Origin of the sequence: Micromonospora palomenae, from assembly GCF_007829925.1 — a bacterium.
GTDB classification, from domain to species: Bacteria; Actinomycetota; Actinomycetes; order Mycobacteriales; family Micromonosporaceae; genus Micromonospora; species Micromonospora purpureochromogenes.
The window spans coordinates 860622-879010 of record NZ_VIXA01000002.1 but is presented as its reverse complement, the minus strand read 5'-3'; the positions used below and the strand labels follow the sequence as shown (position 1 = coordinate 879010).

The 18389-nt window shown below is 73.8% G+C and carries 14 protein-coding genes; 9 read left to right on the top strand and 5 right to left on the bottom strand.

The annotated features are described in order from the left end of the window. Nucleotides 1-17 precede the first annotated feature (17 nt). Nucleotides 18-833, bottom strand: coding sequence for a helix-turn-helix domain-containing protein (locus FHX75_RS15100; protein WP_154940495.1), 816 nt, complete (start codon nt 831-833; stop codon nt 18-20). Between the two features lie 31 nt (nt 834-864). Here FHX75_RS15100 and FHX75_RS15095 point away from each other — a divergent pair, with 31 nt between their 5' ends. The 6 genes from FHX75_RS15095 to FHX75_RS15070 all read left to right on the top strand — a co-directional run bounded on the left by FHX75_RS15095 (nt 865) and on the right by FHX75_RS15070 (nt 6882). Then, complete coding sequence (locus FHX75_RS15095; RefSeq protein WP_154940493.1) at nt 865-1431, top strand: TIGR03086 family metal-binding protein; 567 nt, start codon at nt 865-867, stop codon at nt 1429-1431. 52 nt (nt 1432-1483) lie between these two features. Beyond that, entirely contained in the window at nt 1484-2020 is a 537-nt protein-coding gene (locus FHX75_RS15090; RefSeq protein ID WP_154940491.1) for a PadR family transcriptional regulator, read from the top strand. Further along, a complete protein-coding gene (locus tag FHX75_RS15085; RefSeq protein ID WP_154940489.1) occupies nt 2017-2718 on the top strand; it encodes an ABC transporter ATP-binding protein in 702 nt (233 codons plus the stop codon). Before FHX75_RS15090 ends, FHX75_RS15085 begins: the two co-directional genes overlap by 4 nt. Continuing rightward, complete coding sequence (locus FHX75_RS15080) at nt 2715-4238, top strand: FtsX-like permease family protein (RefSeq protein WP_154940487.1); 1524 nt, start codon at nt 2715-2717, stop codon at nt 4236-4238. Before FHX75_RS15085 ends, FHX75_RS15080 begins: the two co-directional genes overlap by 4 nt. Nucleotides 4239-4330: 92 nt before the next feature. Then, nucleotides 4331-4753, top strand: a complete 423-nt coding sequence (locus tag FHX75_RS15075; RefSeq protein ID WP_154940485.1) for a superantigen-like protein SSL4 — start codon at nt 4331-4333, stop codon at nt 4751-4753. Between the two features lie 2 nt (nt 4754-4755). Next, nucleotides 4756-6882, top strand: a complete 2127-nt coding sequence (locus FHX75_RS15070) for a bifunctional polysaccharide deacetylase/glycosyltransferase family 2 protein (protein WP_154940483.1) — start codon at nt 4756-4758, stop codon at nt 6880-6882. Nucleotides 6883-6901: 19 nt separating this feature from the next. Here FHX75_RS15070 and FHX75_RS15065 read toward each other — a convergent pair whose 3' ends face one another. Both FHX75_RS15065 and FHX75_RS15060 read right to left on the bottom strand, forming a co-directional pair. After that, entirely contained in the window at nt 6902-7129 is a 228-nt protein-coding gene (locus FHX75_RS15065) for a hypothetical protein (protein ID WP_154940481.1), read from the bottom strand. 10 nt (nt 7130-7139) lie between these two features. After that, entirely contained in the window at nt 7140-9236 is a 2097-nt protein-coding gene (locus FHX75_RS15060) for a S9 family peptidase (RefSeq protein WP_154940479.1), read from the bottom strand. Between the two features lie 92 nt (nt 9237-9328). Between FHX75_RS15060 and FHX75_RS15055 the strand changes: the two genes are divergently transcribed. Then, nucleotides 9329-10705, top strand: a complete 1377-nt coding sequence (locus FHX75_RS15055) for an FAD-binding oxidoreductase (protein WP_154940477.1) — start codon at nt 9329-9331, stop codon at nt 10703-10705. Nucleotides 10706-10715: 10 nt separating this feature from the next. On the opposite strand, the gene FHX75_RS15050 is transcribed toward FHX75_RS15055, so the two are convergent. Beyond that, on the bottom strand, nt 10716-11147 hold the full coding sequence (locus FHX75_RS15050; protein WP_154940475.1) for a hypothetical protein: 432 nt from the start codon (nt 11145-11147) through the stop codon (nt 10716-10718). A gap of 74 nt (nt 11148-11221) precedes the next feature. Then, nucleotides 11222-13306 (bottom strand): SpoIIE family protein phosphatase, encoded by a 2085-nt coding sequence (locus FHX75_RS15045; RefSeq protein WP_211364472.1) that lies wholly within the window; start codon nt 13304-13306, stop codon nt 11222-11224. Between the two features lie 156 nt (nt 13307-13462). Between FHX75_RS15045 and FHX75_RS15040 the strand changes: the two genes are divergently transcribed. Together FHX75_RS15040 and FHX75_RS15035 are read left to right on the top strand one after the other, a co-directional pair. After that, nucleotides 13463-17833 (top strand): HAMP domain-containing protein, encoded by a 4371-nt coding sequence (locus FHX75_RS15040; protein ID WP_154940471.1) that lies wholly within the window; start codon nt 13463-13465, stop codon nt 17831-17833. Further along, a complete protein-coding gene (locus FHX75_RS15035) occupies nt 17830-18387 on the top strand; it encodes a response regulator (protein ID WP_154940469.1) in 558 nt (185 codons plus the stop codon). The genes FHX75_RS15040 and FHX75_RS15035 overlap by 4 nt, the downstream gene beginning before the upstream one ends. Nucleotides 18388-18389 lie beyond the last annotated feature (2 nt).

Below are 18389 nucleotides of genomic sequence, written 5' to 3'. Positions count from 1 at the left end.
CTCTTCCCGGCACCCGGTCAGCGCAGGGAGCGGACGTAGGCCGTGGGGGAGACGCCGGTGACGGCGGTGAAGTCGCGGACCAGATGGGCCTGGTCGCTGTAGCCGAGGTCGGCGGCGAGCGCGGACCAGTCGGGCGGCCCCTCGGCGGCCCGCTCGATCGCCTCCTGGAGCCGGTAGCGGCGGATCACCCACTTCGGAGCGACCCCGACGTGGTCCAGGAAGAGGCGCTGCAACCGCCGGGTGGAAATGCCGTGCCGGCGCGCGAGGTCGTCCACCCGCAGCACGCCGCGGTCGGTGCGGATCGCCTCGGCCAGCGCCATCGCCTCGGTCGCCGCCGGGTCCGGCTCCGGCGCCCAGGCGGTCAGGAAGGCGTCCAGCGCTCGGCGGCGCTCGGTGTCCGTACCCGCGCAGTGGCCCTTGTCTCCCCCGGAGCCGGCGGCGGCCCGGGCGGCGTCGGGGACCTCGGCGAGCGGCCGGCGCTCGCCGGTCAGCTCGGCGACCGGGCGTCGCCAGAAGGGCCGGAAGCCGCCCGGGCGGAACTGGATCCCGCTGACCCGGCCGGTGCCGGTCAGGGTGATCGAGAAGAGCCGCTGCCCGACGCCGGCGATCTCGGCGGTCTCCGGGTCGCCCTCCGAGCGCTGGAAGACGACGTTGACCGCCGGGTGCGGCACCAGTTGCTGCGCGAACGGCGCGCTCAGCGCCCAGTCGATCAGCCAGTAGTGCTCGACCCAGGGGCGCAGCGCGGGGGCGGGCAGGTGCCGGCGGAACCGCACCTCGCGGCGCAGCCGTTCCGGGTCGAGGATGCCCCGGTTGTCCCCGCGTGGCTGTCGCATTCGTTCAAGACCGCCTTCGTACGCTGGCCCTATGGGAACGAAGACTAGCGATCTGCTGGCCGCCGCCGCACCGCGAACCGTGGCGGTGGTCCGGGCGATCACCGACGATCAGCTGGACCTGCCCACGCCGTGCCCGGACTACACCGTCCGGGACCTGGCCAACCACCTGTACGAGGTGGTGGTCAACTTCCAGACGCTCGCCCGGCGGCGCGAGGTGGACTGGTCGGCGAAGACGGACCACCTGACCGAGGGGTGGCGGGACCGGTTCGCCGACGAGACCGCCCGGCTGGTCGAGGCGTGGGCCGACCCGGCCGCCGAGGAGGGCGCCTCGCCCGGCATGGGGCTGCCCCAGGAGACGGTCGGCCTGATGGGGGTCATCGACCTGGTCGTGCACGGTTGGGACCTGGCCCGGGCCACCGGTCAGCCGTACCAGCCGGCGCCCGAGGTCACCGCCGCCGGTCACCGGTTCCTGGACGAGATGGGCCCGATGGGCCGCCAGATGGGCGCCTTCGGTCCGGAGCTGGCGACCGGCCCGGACTGCACCGAGCTGGACCGCCTGCTCGGCCGCGCCGGCCGCGACCCGGCCTGGAGCCGCTGAACCGCATCGACGATGCTTGACATCAGCTATTCACTGAGTGAATAGTGGCCCGGTGTCCACGTCGCACGTCCTGCTGGGGCTGCTCGCCGCCGGGAACCGGCACGGGTACGAGCTGAAGCGTGCCCACGACGCCCGGCTGCCCCGGGCCAAGCCGCTGGCGTTCGGGCAGGTCTACGCGACCCTGGGCCGGTTGGCGCGCGACGGTCTGGTCATCGCCACCGGGCAGGAGCGCGAGGCCGGCCCGGACCGGACGTCCTACCAGCTCACCGGCCAGGGCCGCGAGGCGCTGGACCGATGGCTCGGTGCCGTCGAGCCCCCCGCGCCGTACGTCACCAGCACGCTCTTCGCGAAGGTGGTGGTGGCGCTGCTGGTCGCCGACGTGAGCGCCGCCCGCTCGTACCTGGTCGCGCAGGGACGGGCGCACACCGACCGGCTGCGCGAACTCACCGCCGTCAAGACGGCGCCCTCGGCCACCCTCGACGACGTGGTCTCGGCCGACTACGCCATCGCCCACCTCGACGCCGACCTGAGGTGGCTGCGGACCACCCTGGACCGGGTCGCCGACTGGCACCGGGAGGTGCACTCGTGACGCAACTCCAGGCTCGCGGCGTGGTGAAGGCGTACGGGCCGACACCCGCCCTGCGCGGCGTCACCCTCGACGTCGCCGAGGGCGAGATCGTCGCCGTCACCGGACCCAGCGGCTGCGGCAAGTCGACCCTGCTGCACTGCCTGGCCGGGATCCTCCGCCCGGACGCGGGTCAGGTCAGCTGGCGCGGCGAGCGGATCGACACCTGGTCGGAGGCGGACCGGTCCCGGCTGCGCCGCACCGAGTTCGGGGTGCTCTTCCAGTTCGGCCAGCTCGTCGCCGAGCTGACCGCGGCGGAGAACGTCGCCCTCCCGCTGCTTCTCGCCGGCACGGGGCGGCGAGAAGCGCGGGTGGCGGCGCTCGGCTGGCTGGACCGGCTCGGCGTGGCCGAGGTGGCCGACGTCCGGCCCGGCGAGATGTCCGGCGGGCAGCAGCAGCGGTGCGCCACCGCCCGCGCCCTGGTCACCGAGCCCCGGGTGCTCTTCGCCGACGAGCCGACCGGCGCGCTGGACACGCTCAGCGGCGAGCAGGTGCTCACCCAGCTGGTCCGGCTCGCCCGGCAGCAGCGCACCAGCGTCGTGCTGGTCACCCACGAGCCGCGGATCGCCGCGTACGCCGACCGGGAGGTGATGCTCCGCGACGGGGCGGTCGACGCCAGCGGGCTCGGGCTCGACCTGCCGTTCGCCGGCGGCGCCCGGTGAGGCCCGCCGTCCTGCTCCGGCTCGCCCTGGCCGGCAACCGCACCGACAGCGCCCGGGTGGTGCTGACCGCGCTCAGCGCCGCCCTGGCCACCCTCGCCGGCCTGGCCGCGCTGACCGTGCTGGCCATCCCCACCCCGCGCTGCTGCGACGGCCGCAACATCTCCGAGCAGTACGGCAACGCCCTGCTCCGCGAGCCCGGCCTGCGCGGCGGCACCGCGATCGCGCTGCTCCTGCTCACCGTCCCGGTGCTGGCGCTGGCCGGGCAGTGCGCCCGGCTCGGCGCCCCCGCCCGGGACCGGCGGCTCGCCGCCCTGCGCCTGGCCGGGGCCACCCCCGGCCAGGTGACCCGGCTCGCGGTGCTGGAGACCGGCCTGGCCAGCCTCCTCGGGACCCTGCTCGGGCTGGCCGTCTTCCTCGTCGGCCGGCGGCTGCTCGACGCGCCGGACGCGCGGGGGCGGCTCGCGCTTCCCACCGACGTGCTCCCGGCCACCGGAGTGATCGTGGCGGTGGTGCTCGGGCTGCCGCTGGCGGCGGCGCTGGTCGGCGCGGTGCTGCTGCGCCGGGTCACCGCCACCCCGTTCGGCGTGGTACGCAAGGTCCGCCGGGAACGCGCGCCCGGGCCGTGGGCCGGCCTGCTGATCGTCGCCGGCCTCGCCGCCTTCGCCGCCCTGGACCCGGTGCTCGACTGGTACCAGGACCAGCACCGGGAACCCCCGCTGCTGCTACCGCCGCTGCTGCTGCTCGGGGGCGGGCTCGCCGCGCTGACCGGGGTGGTGGTCGGCACCGGCTGGCTGTCGTACACCTCGGGTCGGCTGCTGCACCGGTACGCCCGGCGACCGGCCGCGCTGCTGGCGTCCCGGCGGTTGACCAGCGACCCGTGGGCCGGCAGCCGCACCTTCGCCGCCCTGCTGGCCGCGGTGATCGTGGGTGGCGGCGCGGCCGGGATGCGGGCCTCGTTCGAGGCCCACGCCGAGCTCGAACGGCTCACCGGCCAGGACCGTGGCGGCAGCGACGGCTTCTACCTGCGCACGGTGGACCTGGTCGACCTGGCGGTCGGCGTGGCCATGGCGATCGCCGCCGGCGGGTTGATCGTCGCCCTGGTCGAGGGGATCGTCGCCCGACGGCGGGCGTACGCGGCGCTGGTCGCCACCGGGGTGCCCCGGGGGACGCTGGCCCGGTCGATCGCCTGGCAGGCGCTGGCGCCGGCGGTGCCGGCGGTGGGGCTCGCGCTCACCGTGGGCCTGCTGCTCAGCCGGGGCGTCGCCGGTCACGCGGTGACCGGTGGCGGCTACTCCACCGAGTTCTGCGACGGCGCCGCGTCGCTCTGCGCGGACCCGGCGACCCGGGCGCAGTACCTGCGGACCGGGTGGGTGCCCGAGGTGACGGTGACGCCCGGCGTACCGCTGGGGCAGTTGGCCCTGGTCGGCGGCGGCGCCCTGGTCGCGGTGCTGGTGACGGTCGCGGTCGGCCTGCTCTTCCTGCGGGCCAGCACCGCGCTCGAGGAGCTGCGCACGGCCTGACCGTGTAACACCGGGTACGACCACGGCGCTTGTGACTCCGGAAGCCCGCCAGCGGGGTGGAACCGCGGGCGGCGGGGCAGGGAGATCACCAGATGCACAACCAGCCGGGCGGTGCGCCGCCGGTGTTCGTCGATCGGACCGGAAAACGGCGCCGGCTCATGACGATCGCCGGCACCGCGATGGGGCTCGGCCTGCTCACCAGTATCGGGCTGATCCTGGCCGGGCTCTTCGGCGACAGCACCGTCCCGCTGCCGGGCTGGACCGACCCCCGGGCGCGGCCACCGATCGAAGCGGGCGTGGACACCCCGGAGGAACTGGGTCAGCCGGGCAACCCGGCGGCCTCGTCGCGACCGTCGCCGGTGACCAGCACCGCCGCGCCGACGCCCACCCGGACGGCCGGCCCGTCCGTCGCCACGACCGCACGCCCGGGGCCCCAGTCGTCCGCCAGCGTGCCCGGCCAGGGCGACGTGCGGCGTACCGGCAAGCCCAGCCGCTCGCCCGGCAAGCCCCACTGACCGTGGCGCGTCACGTAGCCCGCCGCGACCCGCGGGCCCACTGGGTGCTGCTCCTGCTCGGCCTGTTCCTGCTGCTCGCCGCGCTGACCGTCAACGGGCTGGTCACCGGGCTGGCCGGCGGCTCCGGGCCGTCCGCCGCCCCGGACGTGCCCGGGCCGAGGACGGTCACCGACGGCGGGCCGGTGCTGCGGCTGGACCAGCCCGAACCGGTCAGCCGGCGGATGCCGGACCGCACGGTCGCGCTCACCTTCGACGACGGGCCGGACCCGCGGTGGACGCCCGAGCTGCTCGACGTGCTGCGCCGGCACGGGGCGCACGCCACCTTCTTCGTGGTCGGCTCCCGGGTCAACGCGCACCCCGAGCTGGTCCGGCGGATCCTCGACGAGGGGCACGAGCTCGGCTCGCACACCTACACCCACGCCGACCTCGCCACAACCTCCGGCTGGCGGGCCGACCTGGAGCTGTCGCTGACCCGCAAGGCGATCGCCGCGGCCACCGGCCGGGAGGTCACCCTGCTCCGGCCCCCCTTCTCGTCCACCACCCCGTCGCTGACCGCCGCCGGGTACGACGCGCTGCGGGCCGCCGCCGGCAGCGGGCACGTGGCCGTGCTCGCCGACCTGGACGCCAAGGACTGGCAGCGCCCCGGCGTACCGGCGATCGTCCGGGCGTCGACCCCGCAGCCGGGGCGGGGCGCGGTGGTGCTCATGCACGACGGCGGCGGTGACCGCGGCCAGACCGTGGCGGCCGTGGACCAGCTGCTCACCCGGCTGTCGAAGCAGGGCTACCGGTTCACCACCGTCTCCGAGGGCGTCGACGCGCCGCCGTCGACCGTCCCAGCCGGCGTCGGCACCCGGCTGAGCGGCCACGCGCTGCGCTGGACCCAGACCGGGGCCGAGTGGGCGGCCACCGCGATGAACGTCCTGCTCGCCGTCGCGCTGGTGCTCGGCGTCGTCCGGCTCGCCGTGCAGGTGACCTGCGCGCAGCTGCACGTCCGCCGGGTACGCCGACCCCGGCACCCCCGGCCGCCGGTCACCGCGCCGGTCTCGGTGATCGTGCCCGCGTACAACGAGGCGGCGAACATCGCGGCGACGGTGCGGTCGCTGGTGGCCAGCGCGTACCCGGCGCTGGAGGTGATCGTGGTGGACGACGGCTCCAGCGACGGCACCGCCGACATCGTCGAGCGGATGCGCCTGCGCGGGGTGCGGGTCATCCGACAGGCCAACGGCGGCAAGCCGGCCGCGTTGAACACCGGCATCCGGGCCGCCCGGGCCGACCTGCTGGTGCTGGTCGACGGGGACACCGTCTTCCAGCCGGACACCGTGCACCGGCTGGTGCAGGGCTTCGCCGACTCCACCGTCGGGGCGATCTCCGGCAACACCAAGGTCGCCAACCGGCGTCGGCTGCTGGGCCGCTGGCAGCACCTCGAGTACGTGATCGGCTTCAACCTCGACCGCCGGATGTACGACGTGCTGGAGTGCATGCCGACCATCCCCGGCGCGATCGGCGCGTTCCGCCGCGAGGTGCTGCTCGCCGTCGGCGGCGTCCCCTCGGACACGCTCGCCGAGGACACCGACCTGACCATGCAGGTGCTCCGGGCCGGCTGGCGGGTGGTGTACGAGGAGGCGGCGATCGCCTGGACCGAGGCGCCCTCCTCGCTGCGCCAACTCTGGCGGCAGCGGTACCGCTGGTGCTACGGCACCATGCAGGCGATGTGGAAGCACCGGCACGCCCTGCGCGAGCCGGGGGCCGGGGGCAAGCTGGGCCGGCGGGGCCTGCCGTACCTGACGGTGTTCCAGATCGTGCTGCCGCTGGCCGCCCCGGCGGTCGACGTGTTCGCCGTCTACGGCCTGCTCTTCCTGCCCTGGTCGACGCTCGTGCTGGCCTGGCTGGGGCTGCTCCTGCTCCAGGGGCTGACCGCCGCGTACGCGCTGCGCCTGGACCGGGAGGGCTTCGGCCCACTGTGGACGCTGCCGTTGCAGCAACTGGTCTACCGGCAGGTGATGTACCTGGTGGTGGTGCAGTCGGCGGTCACCGCGGTGATCGGCAACCGGCTGCGCTGGCAGCGGATGGTCCGGACCGGCGAGGCGGCGGTGCTGGTCGGCGCGGCCCCGCCCGGCCGCTCCCGCTGACCGCCCGCAGGCGGTGGGGTCAGCGGGAGTCGAGGAGGCCGGCGGACCAGGAGAGGGCGAGGCCGACCACCGCCGAGCAGCAGCAGATCAGCAGGGTGGCGGCGACCACGCCGACGATCAGCCAGGCCGGCCCCCGCCGGGCCGCGGCCGCTTCCGGTTCCGGTTCCGCGCCCGGTTCCGGTTCCGGCGACGGTACGTCCGGGCCGGGCGGCTCCTCGTCCGCCCGGCCCTCGTCGTGACTGGTCAAGCCGGCGGCCTCAGGCGCGACCGAGCTTGTCGAGGATCCAGGCGTTGATGAACGCCTCCTCGCGCCAGGAGTCGTACCGGCCGCTCGGGCCGCCGTGCCCGGCGCCCATCTCGGTCTTGAGCAGGTAGTCGCCCTGCGGGGCGATCGCCCGCAGCCGGGCGATCCACTTCGCCGGCTCGTGGTAGAGCACCCGGGTGTCGTTGAGGCTGGTCACCGCGAGGATGGCCGGGTAGTCGACGGCCGCCACGTTCTCGTACGGGGTGTACGACTTCATGTACGCGTACACCTCCGGGTCGGCGAGCGGGTTGCCCCACTCCTCCCACTCGGTGACGGTCAGCGGCAGCGACGGGTCGAGGATCGAGGTGAGCGCGTCCACGAAGGGCACCTGCGCGACGATCCCGGCGAACGCGTCGGGGGCCAGGTTGGCGACCGCGCCCATCAGCAGCCCGCCGGCCGAGGCGCCCCGGGCGACCAGCCGGTCGCCGGCCGTCCAGCCGGCCTTGACCAGGTGCCGGGCGCAGGCCACGAAGTCGGTGAAGGTGTTCTTCTTGGCCAGCAGCTTGCCCTCGTCGTACCAGCGCCGGCCCAGTTCACCGCCGCCGCGGATGTGCGCCACGGCGAAGACGACGCCCCGGTCGAGCAGGGAGAGCCGGGCGATGGAGAACCACGGGTCCATGCTGGCCTCGTACGAGCCGTACCCGTAGATCACGCAGGGGGCCGAGCCGTCCTTGGGCGTGCCGGCGCGGCAGACCAGCGAGATCGGCACCCGGGTGCCGTCGTCGGCGAGCGCCCAGTCGCGGTGCTGCTCGTAGTCGGCCGGGTCGTACGGCCGCCCGTCCGGCCCCGGCCGCACCGGCTTGCGCCGGCGCAGCACCATCTGCCGGGTGACCAGGTCGTAGTCGTACACCGAGTCCGGGGTGACCAGGGAGGTGTAGCGCAGCCGGATCTCCCGGGTGCGGTACTCCGGGTTGGCGTCCAGGCCGACGCTGTAGATCGGCTCCGGGAAGTCGATGTCGTGGGCGTCGCCGTCGCCGACCGGGATGACCCGCAGGCCGGTGAGGCCGTTGCTGCGCAGCGAGACGACGAGGTGGTCGGAGAAGGCGTCGACCGACTCCAGCCGGGTGCCGGGGGAGTGCTCGATCAGCGGCACCCAGTCGCCCGGCGCGTCCGCCGAGGTGTACGCCAGCGCGAAGTCCTCCGCGCCGTCGTTGTGCAGGATCAGGAAACGGTGGCCGTGGTGCTCGACCGTGTACTCGATCCCCTGCCGGCGCGGGGCGATCACGGCCGGCTCGCCGGTGGGGTTGCCGGCCGGGATGACCCGGACCTCGCTGGTCACCTTGCTGTGGATGTCGATGAGCACGAAGCGCTCGGAGCGGGTCAGGTCGACGCCGACCCAGAACCGCTCGTCGTCCTCCTGGTGGACCACCACGTCCTCGCTCGACGGGGTGCCGACGGCGTGCCGCCACACCCGGTTGGGCCGCCACGCCTCGTCCACGGTGACGTAGAAGAGCACCGAGGCGTCCGCCGACCAGGCGGTGCCGTAGAAGGTGCCGGGCACCTCGTCGGCGAGCAGCTCGCCGGTGCTCAGGTCCTTGATCCGCAGGGTGAACCGCTCGTCGCCGGCGAAGTCCGTCGAGTACGCCAGCCAGCGCCCGTCGGGGCTGACGTCGAACGCGCCGAGGGCGAAGAAGTCGTGCCCCTCGGCGATCAGGTTGCCGTCGAGCAGCACCTCCTCGCCGTCGAGCGGGGCGCCGTCCGCGCTCACCGGGGGCGCGGTCTCGCCGTCGCGGACCGCGCGGCGGCAGTGCACGCCGTACTGCTGGCCCTCGACGGTGCGGGTGTAGTACCAGTAGCCGTCCTTGCGGCTGGGCACCGACAGGTCCGTCTCCTGGGTGCGCCGGCGGGTCTCCTCGAACAGCTCCGCGCGCAGCCCTTCCAGGTGCGCCGTGCGGGCCTCGGTGTACGCGTTCTCGGCGGTCAGGTGGGCGATCGTCGCCGGGTCGTCCTTGGCGGCGAGCCAGGCGTACTCGTCGATGACGGTGTCGCCGTGGTGGGTGCGCTCGGCGGGCACCCGGTTCGCGACGGGCGCGGAGGTCTTCTTGGTCACGGGCGTCACGTTACCGGCCGGGCAACGCCCGCGACCCGGCCTCTTCGCCCGACCCGCCGCCAGGTCTTTCGAACATGTGTACGATGACCGGCATGGCGGCAGCAGCACGATCCACCGGCGCAATGGAGATCACCCGACGGCTCACCGCGATCTGCGGTCCCTCCTTCGCCCGCTTCGCCGGGGCGGCCGACGAGGTCGCCGGGCGGGCCGCCCGCTGGGTGGCGGTGCCCGGCGGCCCCGAGGCCGCCGCCGAGGTGCTGCGGCTGGCCGCCCGGCACGACCTGAGCGTGGTGCCCCGGGGCGCCGGCACGAAGATCGACTGGGGTGCGGCACCGGCGCGGGTCGACGTCATGCTCGACACCGGCCGGCTCGCCGGCCTCGGCCACCAGCCGGTCGGCTCGCCGGTGGCCGAGATCGGCGCCGGCACCCCGCTGCGCGCGGTGCAGTCCATCCTGGAGCGCACCGGCCGGCGGCTGCCGCTGGATCCGTCCTCGCCCGGCGCCACCCTCGGCGGGGTGCTCGCCGCCGACGAGGCCGGCCCGCTGCGCCACCGGTACGGCACCGCCTGCGAGCAACTTGTCGGCCTGCGCTGGCTGGACGCCGACGGCGAGCCGGTCAGCGCGGGCGCGGCCGAGCCGCCGGCCGGGCCGGCGCCGGTCGGGCTCGACGTGGGCCGGCTGCTCTGCGGCTCGCAGGGCGGGCTCGGGGTGCTGGTCTCGGCCACGCTGCGGGTGCAGGCCGTGCCGGCCAGCCGGGTCTGGGTGACCCGGCCGGTGTGGACGCCGCTGGAGGTGCACGACCTGGTCTGCGCGGTGCTCGCCGCCCGCCTCGACCCGGCCGCCGTCGAGCTCGACCTGCCCGCCGCCGGGTCCCGGTCGCACCGGCCGGTGCACCCGTCGCTGGCGGCGGCCCGCGCCAACCACCCCTCGATGGCCGGGCGGCGGGGCGAGCAGTCGGCGGCGCGCGGCGGCGCCGGCACCCTGGCGGTGCTGCTGGAGGGGGGTCCGGCCGACGTCACCGAGCGGGCCGAGCGGCTGGTGGCGCTCTTCGAGGGCCAGGCGAGCGTGCTCGACGCGGCCCCGTCGTGGTGGCGGCGCTACCCGTTCGGGCCGGGCGACACGGCGTTGCGCATCGAGGTGCCGATCACCGACCTGCACGCCGCGGTCTACGCGCTGCGGGACGCGGCCGGCGCTCCGGTCCCGGTGCGCGGCTCCGCCGGCCTGGGCGTGGTGCACGCGGCCCTGCCCGGGGCGCTGTCCGGCGAGCGGGTCGCCTCGATCCTCGCCGCCGTCCGCGGGGTGCTGCTCGCCCGGCGGGGGCGGTGCGTGGTGGTCAACGCACCCGAGGCCGTCCGGCAGGCCGTCGACGTGTGGGGTGAGGCGGCGGTGATTCCCCGGCTCCGGGCGGCGAAGGACCATCTCGACCCGCACCGGCGGCTCGCCCCGGGCCGCCTGCCCGGCGGGCTGTGAGCGCCGGCGGTCAGTCCAGCCACCACCGCTGCATGTCGTGCAGCACCGGGGTGAAGCGCAGCACCGTCAGCGCGAGCGTGGTGAGCGTGGCGGCGAGCAGCAGGCCCTGGGCGCGAGGCGGCAGCCGGTCCCGCTCCCGGGCCAGCACCGCCGCGGTGTAGAGGGCCAGCGCCGGCCCGAGCACGACTTCCGCGAGATACAGCAGGGACACGGCCAGGTAGAGCCAGGCGAACGGGTTCGCCCCGCTCATCCCGAACGGCACCATGTCCTTCGGGTCGTACTGGCCGGTGACCATCTCCGCCGGGCCCACCCCGGCACTGGCCATCCGACCCAGGTAGGCCGCCACCAGCACGAGGAGCGCCCCGGCGAGCACGAGGTGCCCGGTGAGGATGGCGCCGACCCGTGGGCGGCGTTCCTCGCTGACACCCGCGACACCCGACATGCGGTCACGGTACTCGCATCGACATCCGTGCGATGTCCCTCGCCGTCGACCTACCGGATCCCGGCGGCCAGGGCTCAGAGGGCGTCGTTGCGGAGCACCAGGATGGCGATGTCGTCCCGGGGCGCCTCCACCGAGAAGTTGATCGCGGTGGCGCGCAGCCGCGCGGCGACCACGTCGGCCGAGTATCCGGCCAGCGGGGCGGCCGCGTCCCGGAGCCGGTCGACGCCGAACAGCTCCCGGCCGCGCCGGCGCTCGGTCACCCCGTCGGTGTAGAAGACCAGCGCGTCGCCGGCCGCGAGGGGGATCTCCGCCGTCGGCGAGGTGATCGTGTCGATCAGCCCCAGCGCGGTGCCGCCGGTGCCGACGAAGGCGGCGCCCCCGGTGCCGCGCAGCAGCACCGGGCGGTCGTGGCCGGCCAGGTGCAGCGAGACGTCGAGCTGCCCGTACCGGCCCGGCCCGACGGCGGCGAGCGCGAGGGTGCAGTAGCGCCCGCCGCCGCGCTCCACCAGGGTCTCGTTCAGCCGGGCCAGCACCTCGGGCAGCGGCTTGCCGTCGCCGACCAGCACCCGGATCACGTCCCGCACCAGCCCGGTGACCGCCGCCGCCTGCACGCCCTTGCCGGAGACGTCGCCGATCACCACCAGCCAGCGTCCGTCGGGCAGCGGCAGCACGTCGTAGAAGTCGCCGCCGACCTCGGCGTCGTCGCCGGTCGGGACGTACTCGGCGGCGAAGCCGATCCCCTCGACCACCGGCAGCACCGGCGGGAGCAGCGACTGCTGCAGGGTCTGGGCCACCCGGCGCCGCTCGGCGTGGATCCGGGCGTTCTCGATGGCGAGGGCGGCCCGGCGGGCCACGTCCTCCAGCACGGCGACCTCGTCCGGGTCGTGCCGGTGCCGCAGGTGCCGGCCGACGGCCAGGGTGCCCAGCCGCTGGCCGCGGGCGATCAACGGCACGGCGAAGCCCTCCATCGGGGGGCCGAGCGGCACCTGCGCGGCGCTGCGCGACGCCTCCCGCAGCCGGGCCTGGACCGATTCCGGGCCGACCTCCTGGAGCACCTTGTGCAACTGCGGCAGCATCGCCTCGTCGGCGTGGCTGGAGGCGGCCAGCCGCAGCCGGCCCCACTCGTCGGTGGTGTGCACGGCGCACCACTGGCCGAGTCGGGGCACCACCAGCTGCGGGATCAGCGCCATGGTCAGCTCGACGTCCAGCGACTGGGCGAGCAGCTCGCTCGCCTCGGCGAGGAAGGTCAGCCACGCCTGCCGGCGGACGTCCGCCCGGCGCAGCCGGTCGTTCTCCAGGTGCAGCGACAGCCGTTCGGCGGCGAGTACGGCGAGCGGTCGCGCGTACGCCGAGGGGGCCGCGTCCAGCTCCAGTTCCCCGGCGTACGGGCGGTGCACCGCCAACGGCACCTGGAGCAGCTCGTTGCCCGGGCGGGGTTGGCGGCCGTACCGGGCGAGCGGCTGGGTGCCCTGCCCGTCGCCCCGGTCCAGCCGGATCACGCCGCCGGCCGCGCCGACCATCTCGGCGACCCGGGTGAGCAGGTCGGCGGCGAAGTCGGGCAGCGGGTCGTCGGCGTTCGGGTCGGGGCTGGTCTGGGTCAGTTCGCTCATCGCGGCGGCGCTCGGCGCGGAACTCGCCGCCACGGTGCCCTCGCCGCCGTTCGCGGGGACGTGCTCCAGCGCCACCGGACCGGCCGGGGCGGCGCCGGGGCGGTCCAGCCGGAACCAGACCCCCTTGCCGGTGGGCAGGTACGTCGTACCCCAGCGGCTGGCGAAGTGGTCGACGAGCAGCAGCCCGCGGCCCCGCTCGGAGACCTCGTCGATGTTCTCGGTGTCGCTGCGGATGCCGACCACCAGCTCGTCCACCGGGCCGGTGGCGAAGTCGGAGACGGTCACGGTGAGCCCGACCGGGTCGGCGACGACCTCGATGTCCAGTTCGGTGCGGGCGTGCTCCACCGCGTTGGTGGAGAGTTCGGTGGTCAGCAGCAGCGCCTCGTTGAGCAGGTCGTCGAGGTCGGCCTCGGCCAGCACCGAGCGGACCAGCGCCCGGGCGGCGGCGGGCGTACGCCGGTCGGCGGGCAGCCGGACGCGCCGGACGTGCTCGTCCCGGCCCCCGTCCGACGCGGGCCCCGTCTCCGCTGACACCCTCGTATCCTCCATCGCCGCCGGCCGGGTGCCAAGCCGGACGGCGCGGCACGGACGGCGCCACACCGGGCGCGGCGCGCACTTCGCGTCCGTGGCATCGACACCCGCGCGGGCACAATGATGGGATGGCGGCGTGTCGGCAAGCGCCGGTGGCCCCGAGCTGAGCGAGGAATGATGAGCGCGAAACAGTCGGTGACCGCGGATCCGTCCGCTTCCGAGCACGCGGCGCTTCTCGTCGAGCTGGCGGAGGCGCTGCGCCGGGTGCGGGGCGGCGACTTCAAGGTCCGGCTGCCCCGGCGCGCGGGTGCGGCCGGTGAGGTGGCGGACGCCTTCAACGACGTGGTGTCGATCCAGGAGCGGCAGCACCTGGACCTGCGCCGGATCAGCCGGATCGTCGGCCGGGACGGCCGGCTCACCGAGCGCCTCGACGAGGAGGGGTTCGACGGTTCCTGGGCGGAGGGGCAGCGGGCGATCAACTCGCTGATCGACGACCTGGGGCGGCCGACCACCGAGATCGCCCGGGTGATCGTGGCGGTGGCCGACGGCGACCTCTCCCAGCACATGGCGCTGGAGATCGACGGTCGCCCGCTGCGCGGTGAGTACCTGCGCATCGGCCGCACGGTCAACACGATGGTCGACCAGCTCTCGTCCTTCTCCAACGAGGTGACCCGGGTGGCCCGCGAGGTGGGCACCGAGGGCAAGCTCGGCGGCCAGGCCGACGTCCGGGGCGTCGCCGGCACCTGGAAGGACCTCACCGACTCGGTGAACACCATGGCGTCGAACCTGACCGGCCAGGTGCGGTCGATCTCCCAGGTGGCGACGGCCGTGGCGAAGGGTGACCTGTCCCAGAAGATCACCGTGGGCGCCCGGGGCGAGGTCGCTGAGCTGGCCGACACGATGAACTCGCTCACCGACACGCTGCGGCTCTTCGCCGAGCAGGTGACCCGGGTGGCCCGGGAGGTGGGCACGGACGGCAAGCTCGGCGGTCAGGCGGAGGTGCCGAACGTCGCCGGCACCTGGAAGGACCTGACCGACAGCGTCAACTCGATGGCGTCGAACCTGACCGCCCAGGTGCGCAACATCGCCCAGGTCTCCACGGCGGTGGCCAAGGGCGACCTGTCGCAGAAGATCACGGTCGCCGCGCAGGGCGAGATCCTCGAACTCAAGGACACCGTCAACACGATGGTGGATCAGCTCTCGTCGTTCGCCGACGAGGTGACCCGGGTGGCCCGCGAGGTGGGCATCGAGGGCAAGCTGGGTGGCCAGGCCCAGGTGCGCGGGGTCTCCGGCACCTGGCGCGACCTCACCGAGAACGTCAACCAGCTCGCCGGCAACCTGACCAGCCAGGTCCGCAACATCTCCCAGGTCTCCACCGCCGTCGCCAAGGGCGACCTGAGCCAGAAGATCACCGTCGACGCGCAGGGCGAGATCCTGGAGCTGAAGAACACCGTCAACACGATGGTGGACCAGCTCTCCTCGTTCGCCGACGAGGTCACCCGGGTGGCCCGCGAGGTGGGTACCGAGGGCAAGCTGGGTGGTCAGGCCCAGGTCAAGGGCGTCTCGGGTACGTGGCGGGACCTGACCGACAATGTGAACTCGATGGCGTCGAACCTGACGTCGCAGGTGCGCAACATCGCCTCGGTCACCACGGCGGTGGCGAAGGGCGACCTGTCGCAGAAAATCACGGTGGACGCCCGGGGCGAGATCCTGGAGCTGAAGTCGACGGTGAACACGATGGTGGACCAGCTGTCGTCGTTCGCCGACGAGGTCACCCGGGTGGCCCGCGAGGTGGGTACCGAGGGCAAGCTCGGCGGCCAGGCCCAGGTGCGCGGCGTGGCCGGCACCTGGCGGGACCTGACCGACAACGTGAACTCGATGGCGTCGAACCTGACCGCCCAGGTGCGCAACATCGCCCAGGTCTCCACCGCCGTCGCCAAGGGCGACCTGTCGCAGAAGATCACTGTGGACGCGCAGGGCGAGATTCTGGAGCTGAAGTCGACGGTGAACACGATGGTGGACCAGCTGTCGTCGTTCGCCGACGAGGTGACCCGGGTGGCCCGCGAGGTGGGTACCGAGGGCAAGCTGGGTGGTCAGGCGCAGGTCAAGGGCGTCTCGGGTACGTGGCGGGACCTGACCGACAACGTGAACTCGATGGCGTCGAACCTGACGTCGCAGGTGCGCAACATCGCCTCGGTCACCACGGCGGTGGCCAAGGGTGACCTCTCCCAGAAGATCACGGTGGACGCGCAGGGCGAGATCCTGGAGCTGAAGTCCACGGTGAACACGATGGTGGACCAGCTCTCCTCGTTCGCCGACGAGGTGACCCGGGTGGCCCGCGAGGTCGGCATCGAGGGCAAGCTCGGCGGCCAGGCCCAGGTGAAGGGCGTCTCGGGCACCTGGCGCGACCTGACCGAGAACGTCAACCAGCTCGCCTCGACGCTCACCACCCAGCTGCGGGCGATCGCCCAGGTGTCCACCTCGGTGACCCGGGGCGACCTGACCCAGCGGATTGCGGTCAAGGCGCAGGGCGAGGTCGCCGAGCTGAAGGACAACATCAACCAGATGATCGTCACCCTCCGGGAGACGACCAAGAAGAACGCCGAGCAGGGCTGGCTCGACTCCAACCTGGCCCGGATCGGTGGCCTGCTCCAGGGCCAGCGGGACCTCGGCGAGGTCTGCCGCATGATCATGATGGAGGTGACCCCGCTGGTCGACGCGCAACTGGGCGCGTTCTTCCTGGCGGACACCTCCGAGGGCGTGATGCGGCTGCGGCTGACCGCGTCGTACGGCTACGTGGCGCGCGGCCACGACGTGACCTTCGGCCCCGGGGAGGGGCTGGTCGGTCAGGCGGCGCTGTCCCGCCGCACGATCCGGGTCAACGCGCTGCCCGACGGACGGCTCACCCTGCGCTCCGGGTTGGCCGAGACGCCCCCGGCCGACCTGGTCGTGCTCCCGGTCCTCTTCGAGGGCGAGCTGCTCGGCGTGATCGAGTTCGCCAGCGTGGCCCGCTTCTCCGAGCTGCACCTGGCATTCCTGGAGCGGCTGGTGCTGACCACCGGCATCGCGGTCAACACCATCCAGGCCAACCGGCGCACCGAGGAACTGCTGGCGCAGTCGCAGCGGCTGGCCCTGGAGCTGCAGGACCAGTCGGCGGAGTTGCAGCGCACCAACGCCGAGCTGGAGGACAAGGCCAAGCTGCTCTCCGAGCAGAAGGGCAACATCGAGACCAAGAACCGCGAGATCGAGCTGGCCCGGCTCGGCCTGGAGGAGAAGGCGCAGCAGCTCACCCGGGCCTCGGCGTACAAGTCGGAGTTCCTGGCCAACATGAGCCACGAGCTGCGGACGCCGCTGAACTCGCTGCTGCTGCTGGCCCGGCTGCTGGCCGAGAACTCGGAGCAGAACCTCAGCCGCAAGCAGATCGAGTTCGCCCGCACCATCCACAGCGCCGGCTCCGACCTGCTCTCCCTGATCGACGACATCCTGGACCTGTCGAAGATCGAGGCCGGCCGGATGGACGTCCAGCCGACCGAGATCCGGTTCGACGAGATCCGTGGGTACGTCGAGCAGGCGTTCGCCCCGCAGGCCGAGGAGAAGGGCCTGGACTTCCAGGTACGGGTGGCCAAGGAGCTGCCCCCGGCGCTGGTCACCGACGCCCAGCGGTTGCAGCAGGTCCTGCGCAACCTGCTCTCCAACGCGATCAAGTTCACCGACAACGGCGCGGTGACGTTGCGGATCGCACCGGCGCCGGAGAACGCGGTCTTCGACGTGCCGGCGCTGACCAACGCCCGGCAGGTGATCGCGTTCACCGTGATCGACACCGGCATCGGCGTCTCGGACGACAAGCTGTCGCTGATCTTCGAGGCGTTCCAGCAGGCCGACGGCACCACCAGCCGCCGCTACGGCGGCACGGGGCTGGGGCTGTCGATCAGCCGGGACCTGGCCCGCCTGCTGGGCGGCACGATCACCGTCACGTCGGCGCCCGGTCAGGGCTCGACGTTCACCCTCTTCGTACCCGACGTGCTGGCGCCGGACGCGGTGGTGGCGCCGCAGGCCCCGTCGCCGCAGCGCGCCGGCCTGCCCTCGTCGTTGCTGATGCCGCCGATGGAGCTGCTGCCCCAGCCGGCGGAGGCCCCGGCCACCCGGCAGCTCGACGGCGCCACCGTGCTGATCGTCGACGACGACGTACGGAACGTGTTCGCGCTGACCTCCGCGTTGGAGTTGCACGGCATGGCCGTGTTGTACTCGGACAACGGGGCGGACGGTGTCCGCCTGCTGGCCGAGCATCCGGAGGTGGACATCGTGTTGATGGATGCGATGATGCCGGATCAGGACGGATACGAGACCACCCGGCAGATCCGCCGCAACCACCGCTTCGCGGACCTGCCGATCGTCTTCCTGACGGCGAAGGCGATGCCGGGTGACCGGGAGTCGGCGCTGGCGGCCGGGGGTAGTGACTACATCACCAAACCGGTCGACCTGGACGAGTTGATCGAGCGGATGGCGTCGTGGATCAGCGGCAGCCGAGGCGAGGAGAGTTCGTGACGCAGACAGCCAAGGCGCTGCTGGTGGACGACCGGCGGGAGAACCTGATGGCCCTGGAGGCCATTCTCCAGGGCCTTCCGGTGCAGTCGGTCGCCGTGGAGAGCGGTGAGGCGGCGCTGAAGCAGTTGCTGGTGGACGACTTCGCGGTGATCCTGCTGGACGCTCAGATGCCGGACATGGACGGGTTCGAGACCGCCAGCCACATCAAGCGGCGGGAGCGGACCCGGCACGTGCCGATCATCTTCCTCACCGCCGCCGACAAGGACGCGCAGCTCGCCCTGCGCGGCTACGCGGTGGGCGCGGTCGACTACCTCACCAAGCCCTTCGACCCCTGGGTGCTGCGGGCCAAGGTGTCGGTCTTCGTGGAGCTGTGGGTGAAGACCCGGCAGCTCGCCGCGCAGTCCGACCTGGTGCGGGAGCGGGACGCCCAGTGGCGGGTGCTCACCGACGCGGTGGACGAGGCGTCCTCGCTGCTGCGCGCCAACGACGACCTGGAAACCCGCGACCGGGCGGTGGAGCTCCTGGAACAGGCCCGCTGGGGCAACACCGCCTGACC

What these genes read in the sequence shown, in the direction of transcription:
- FHX75_RS15100 (WP_154940495.1), bottom strand. Translation starts at nt 833, where the DNA reads ATGCGACAGCCACGCGGGGACAACCGGGGCATCCTCGACCCGGAACGG.
- FHX75_RS15095 (WP_154940493.1), top strand. Translation starts at nt 865, where the DNA reads ATGGGAACGAAGACTAGCGATCTGCTGGCCGCCGCCGCACCGCGAACC.
- FHX75_RS15075 (WP_154940485.1), top strand. Translation starts at nt 4,331, where the DNA reads ATGCACAACCAGCCGGGCGGTGCGCCGCCGGTGTTCGTCGATCGGACC.
- FHX75_RS15055 (WP_154940477.1), top strand. Translation starts at nt 9,329, where the DNA reads ATGGCGGCAGCAGCACGATCCACCGGCGCAATGGAGATCACCCGACGG.
- FHX75_RS15050 (WP_154940475.1), bottom strand. Translation starts at nt 11,147, where the DNA reads ATGTCGGGTGTCGCGGGTGTCAGCGAGGAACGCCGCCCACGGGTCGGC.
- FHX75_RS15045 (WP_211364472.1), bottom strand. Translation starts at nt 13,306, where the DNA reads ATGGAGGATACGAGGGTGTCAGCGGAGACGGGGCCCGCGTCGGACGGG.
- FHX75_RS15040 (WP_154940471.1), top strand. Translation starts at nt 13,463, where the DNA reads ATGATGAGCGCGAAACAGTCGGTGACCGCGGATCCGTCCGCTTCCGAG.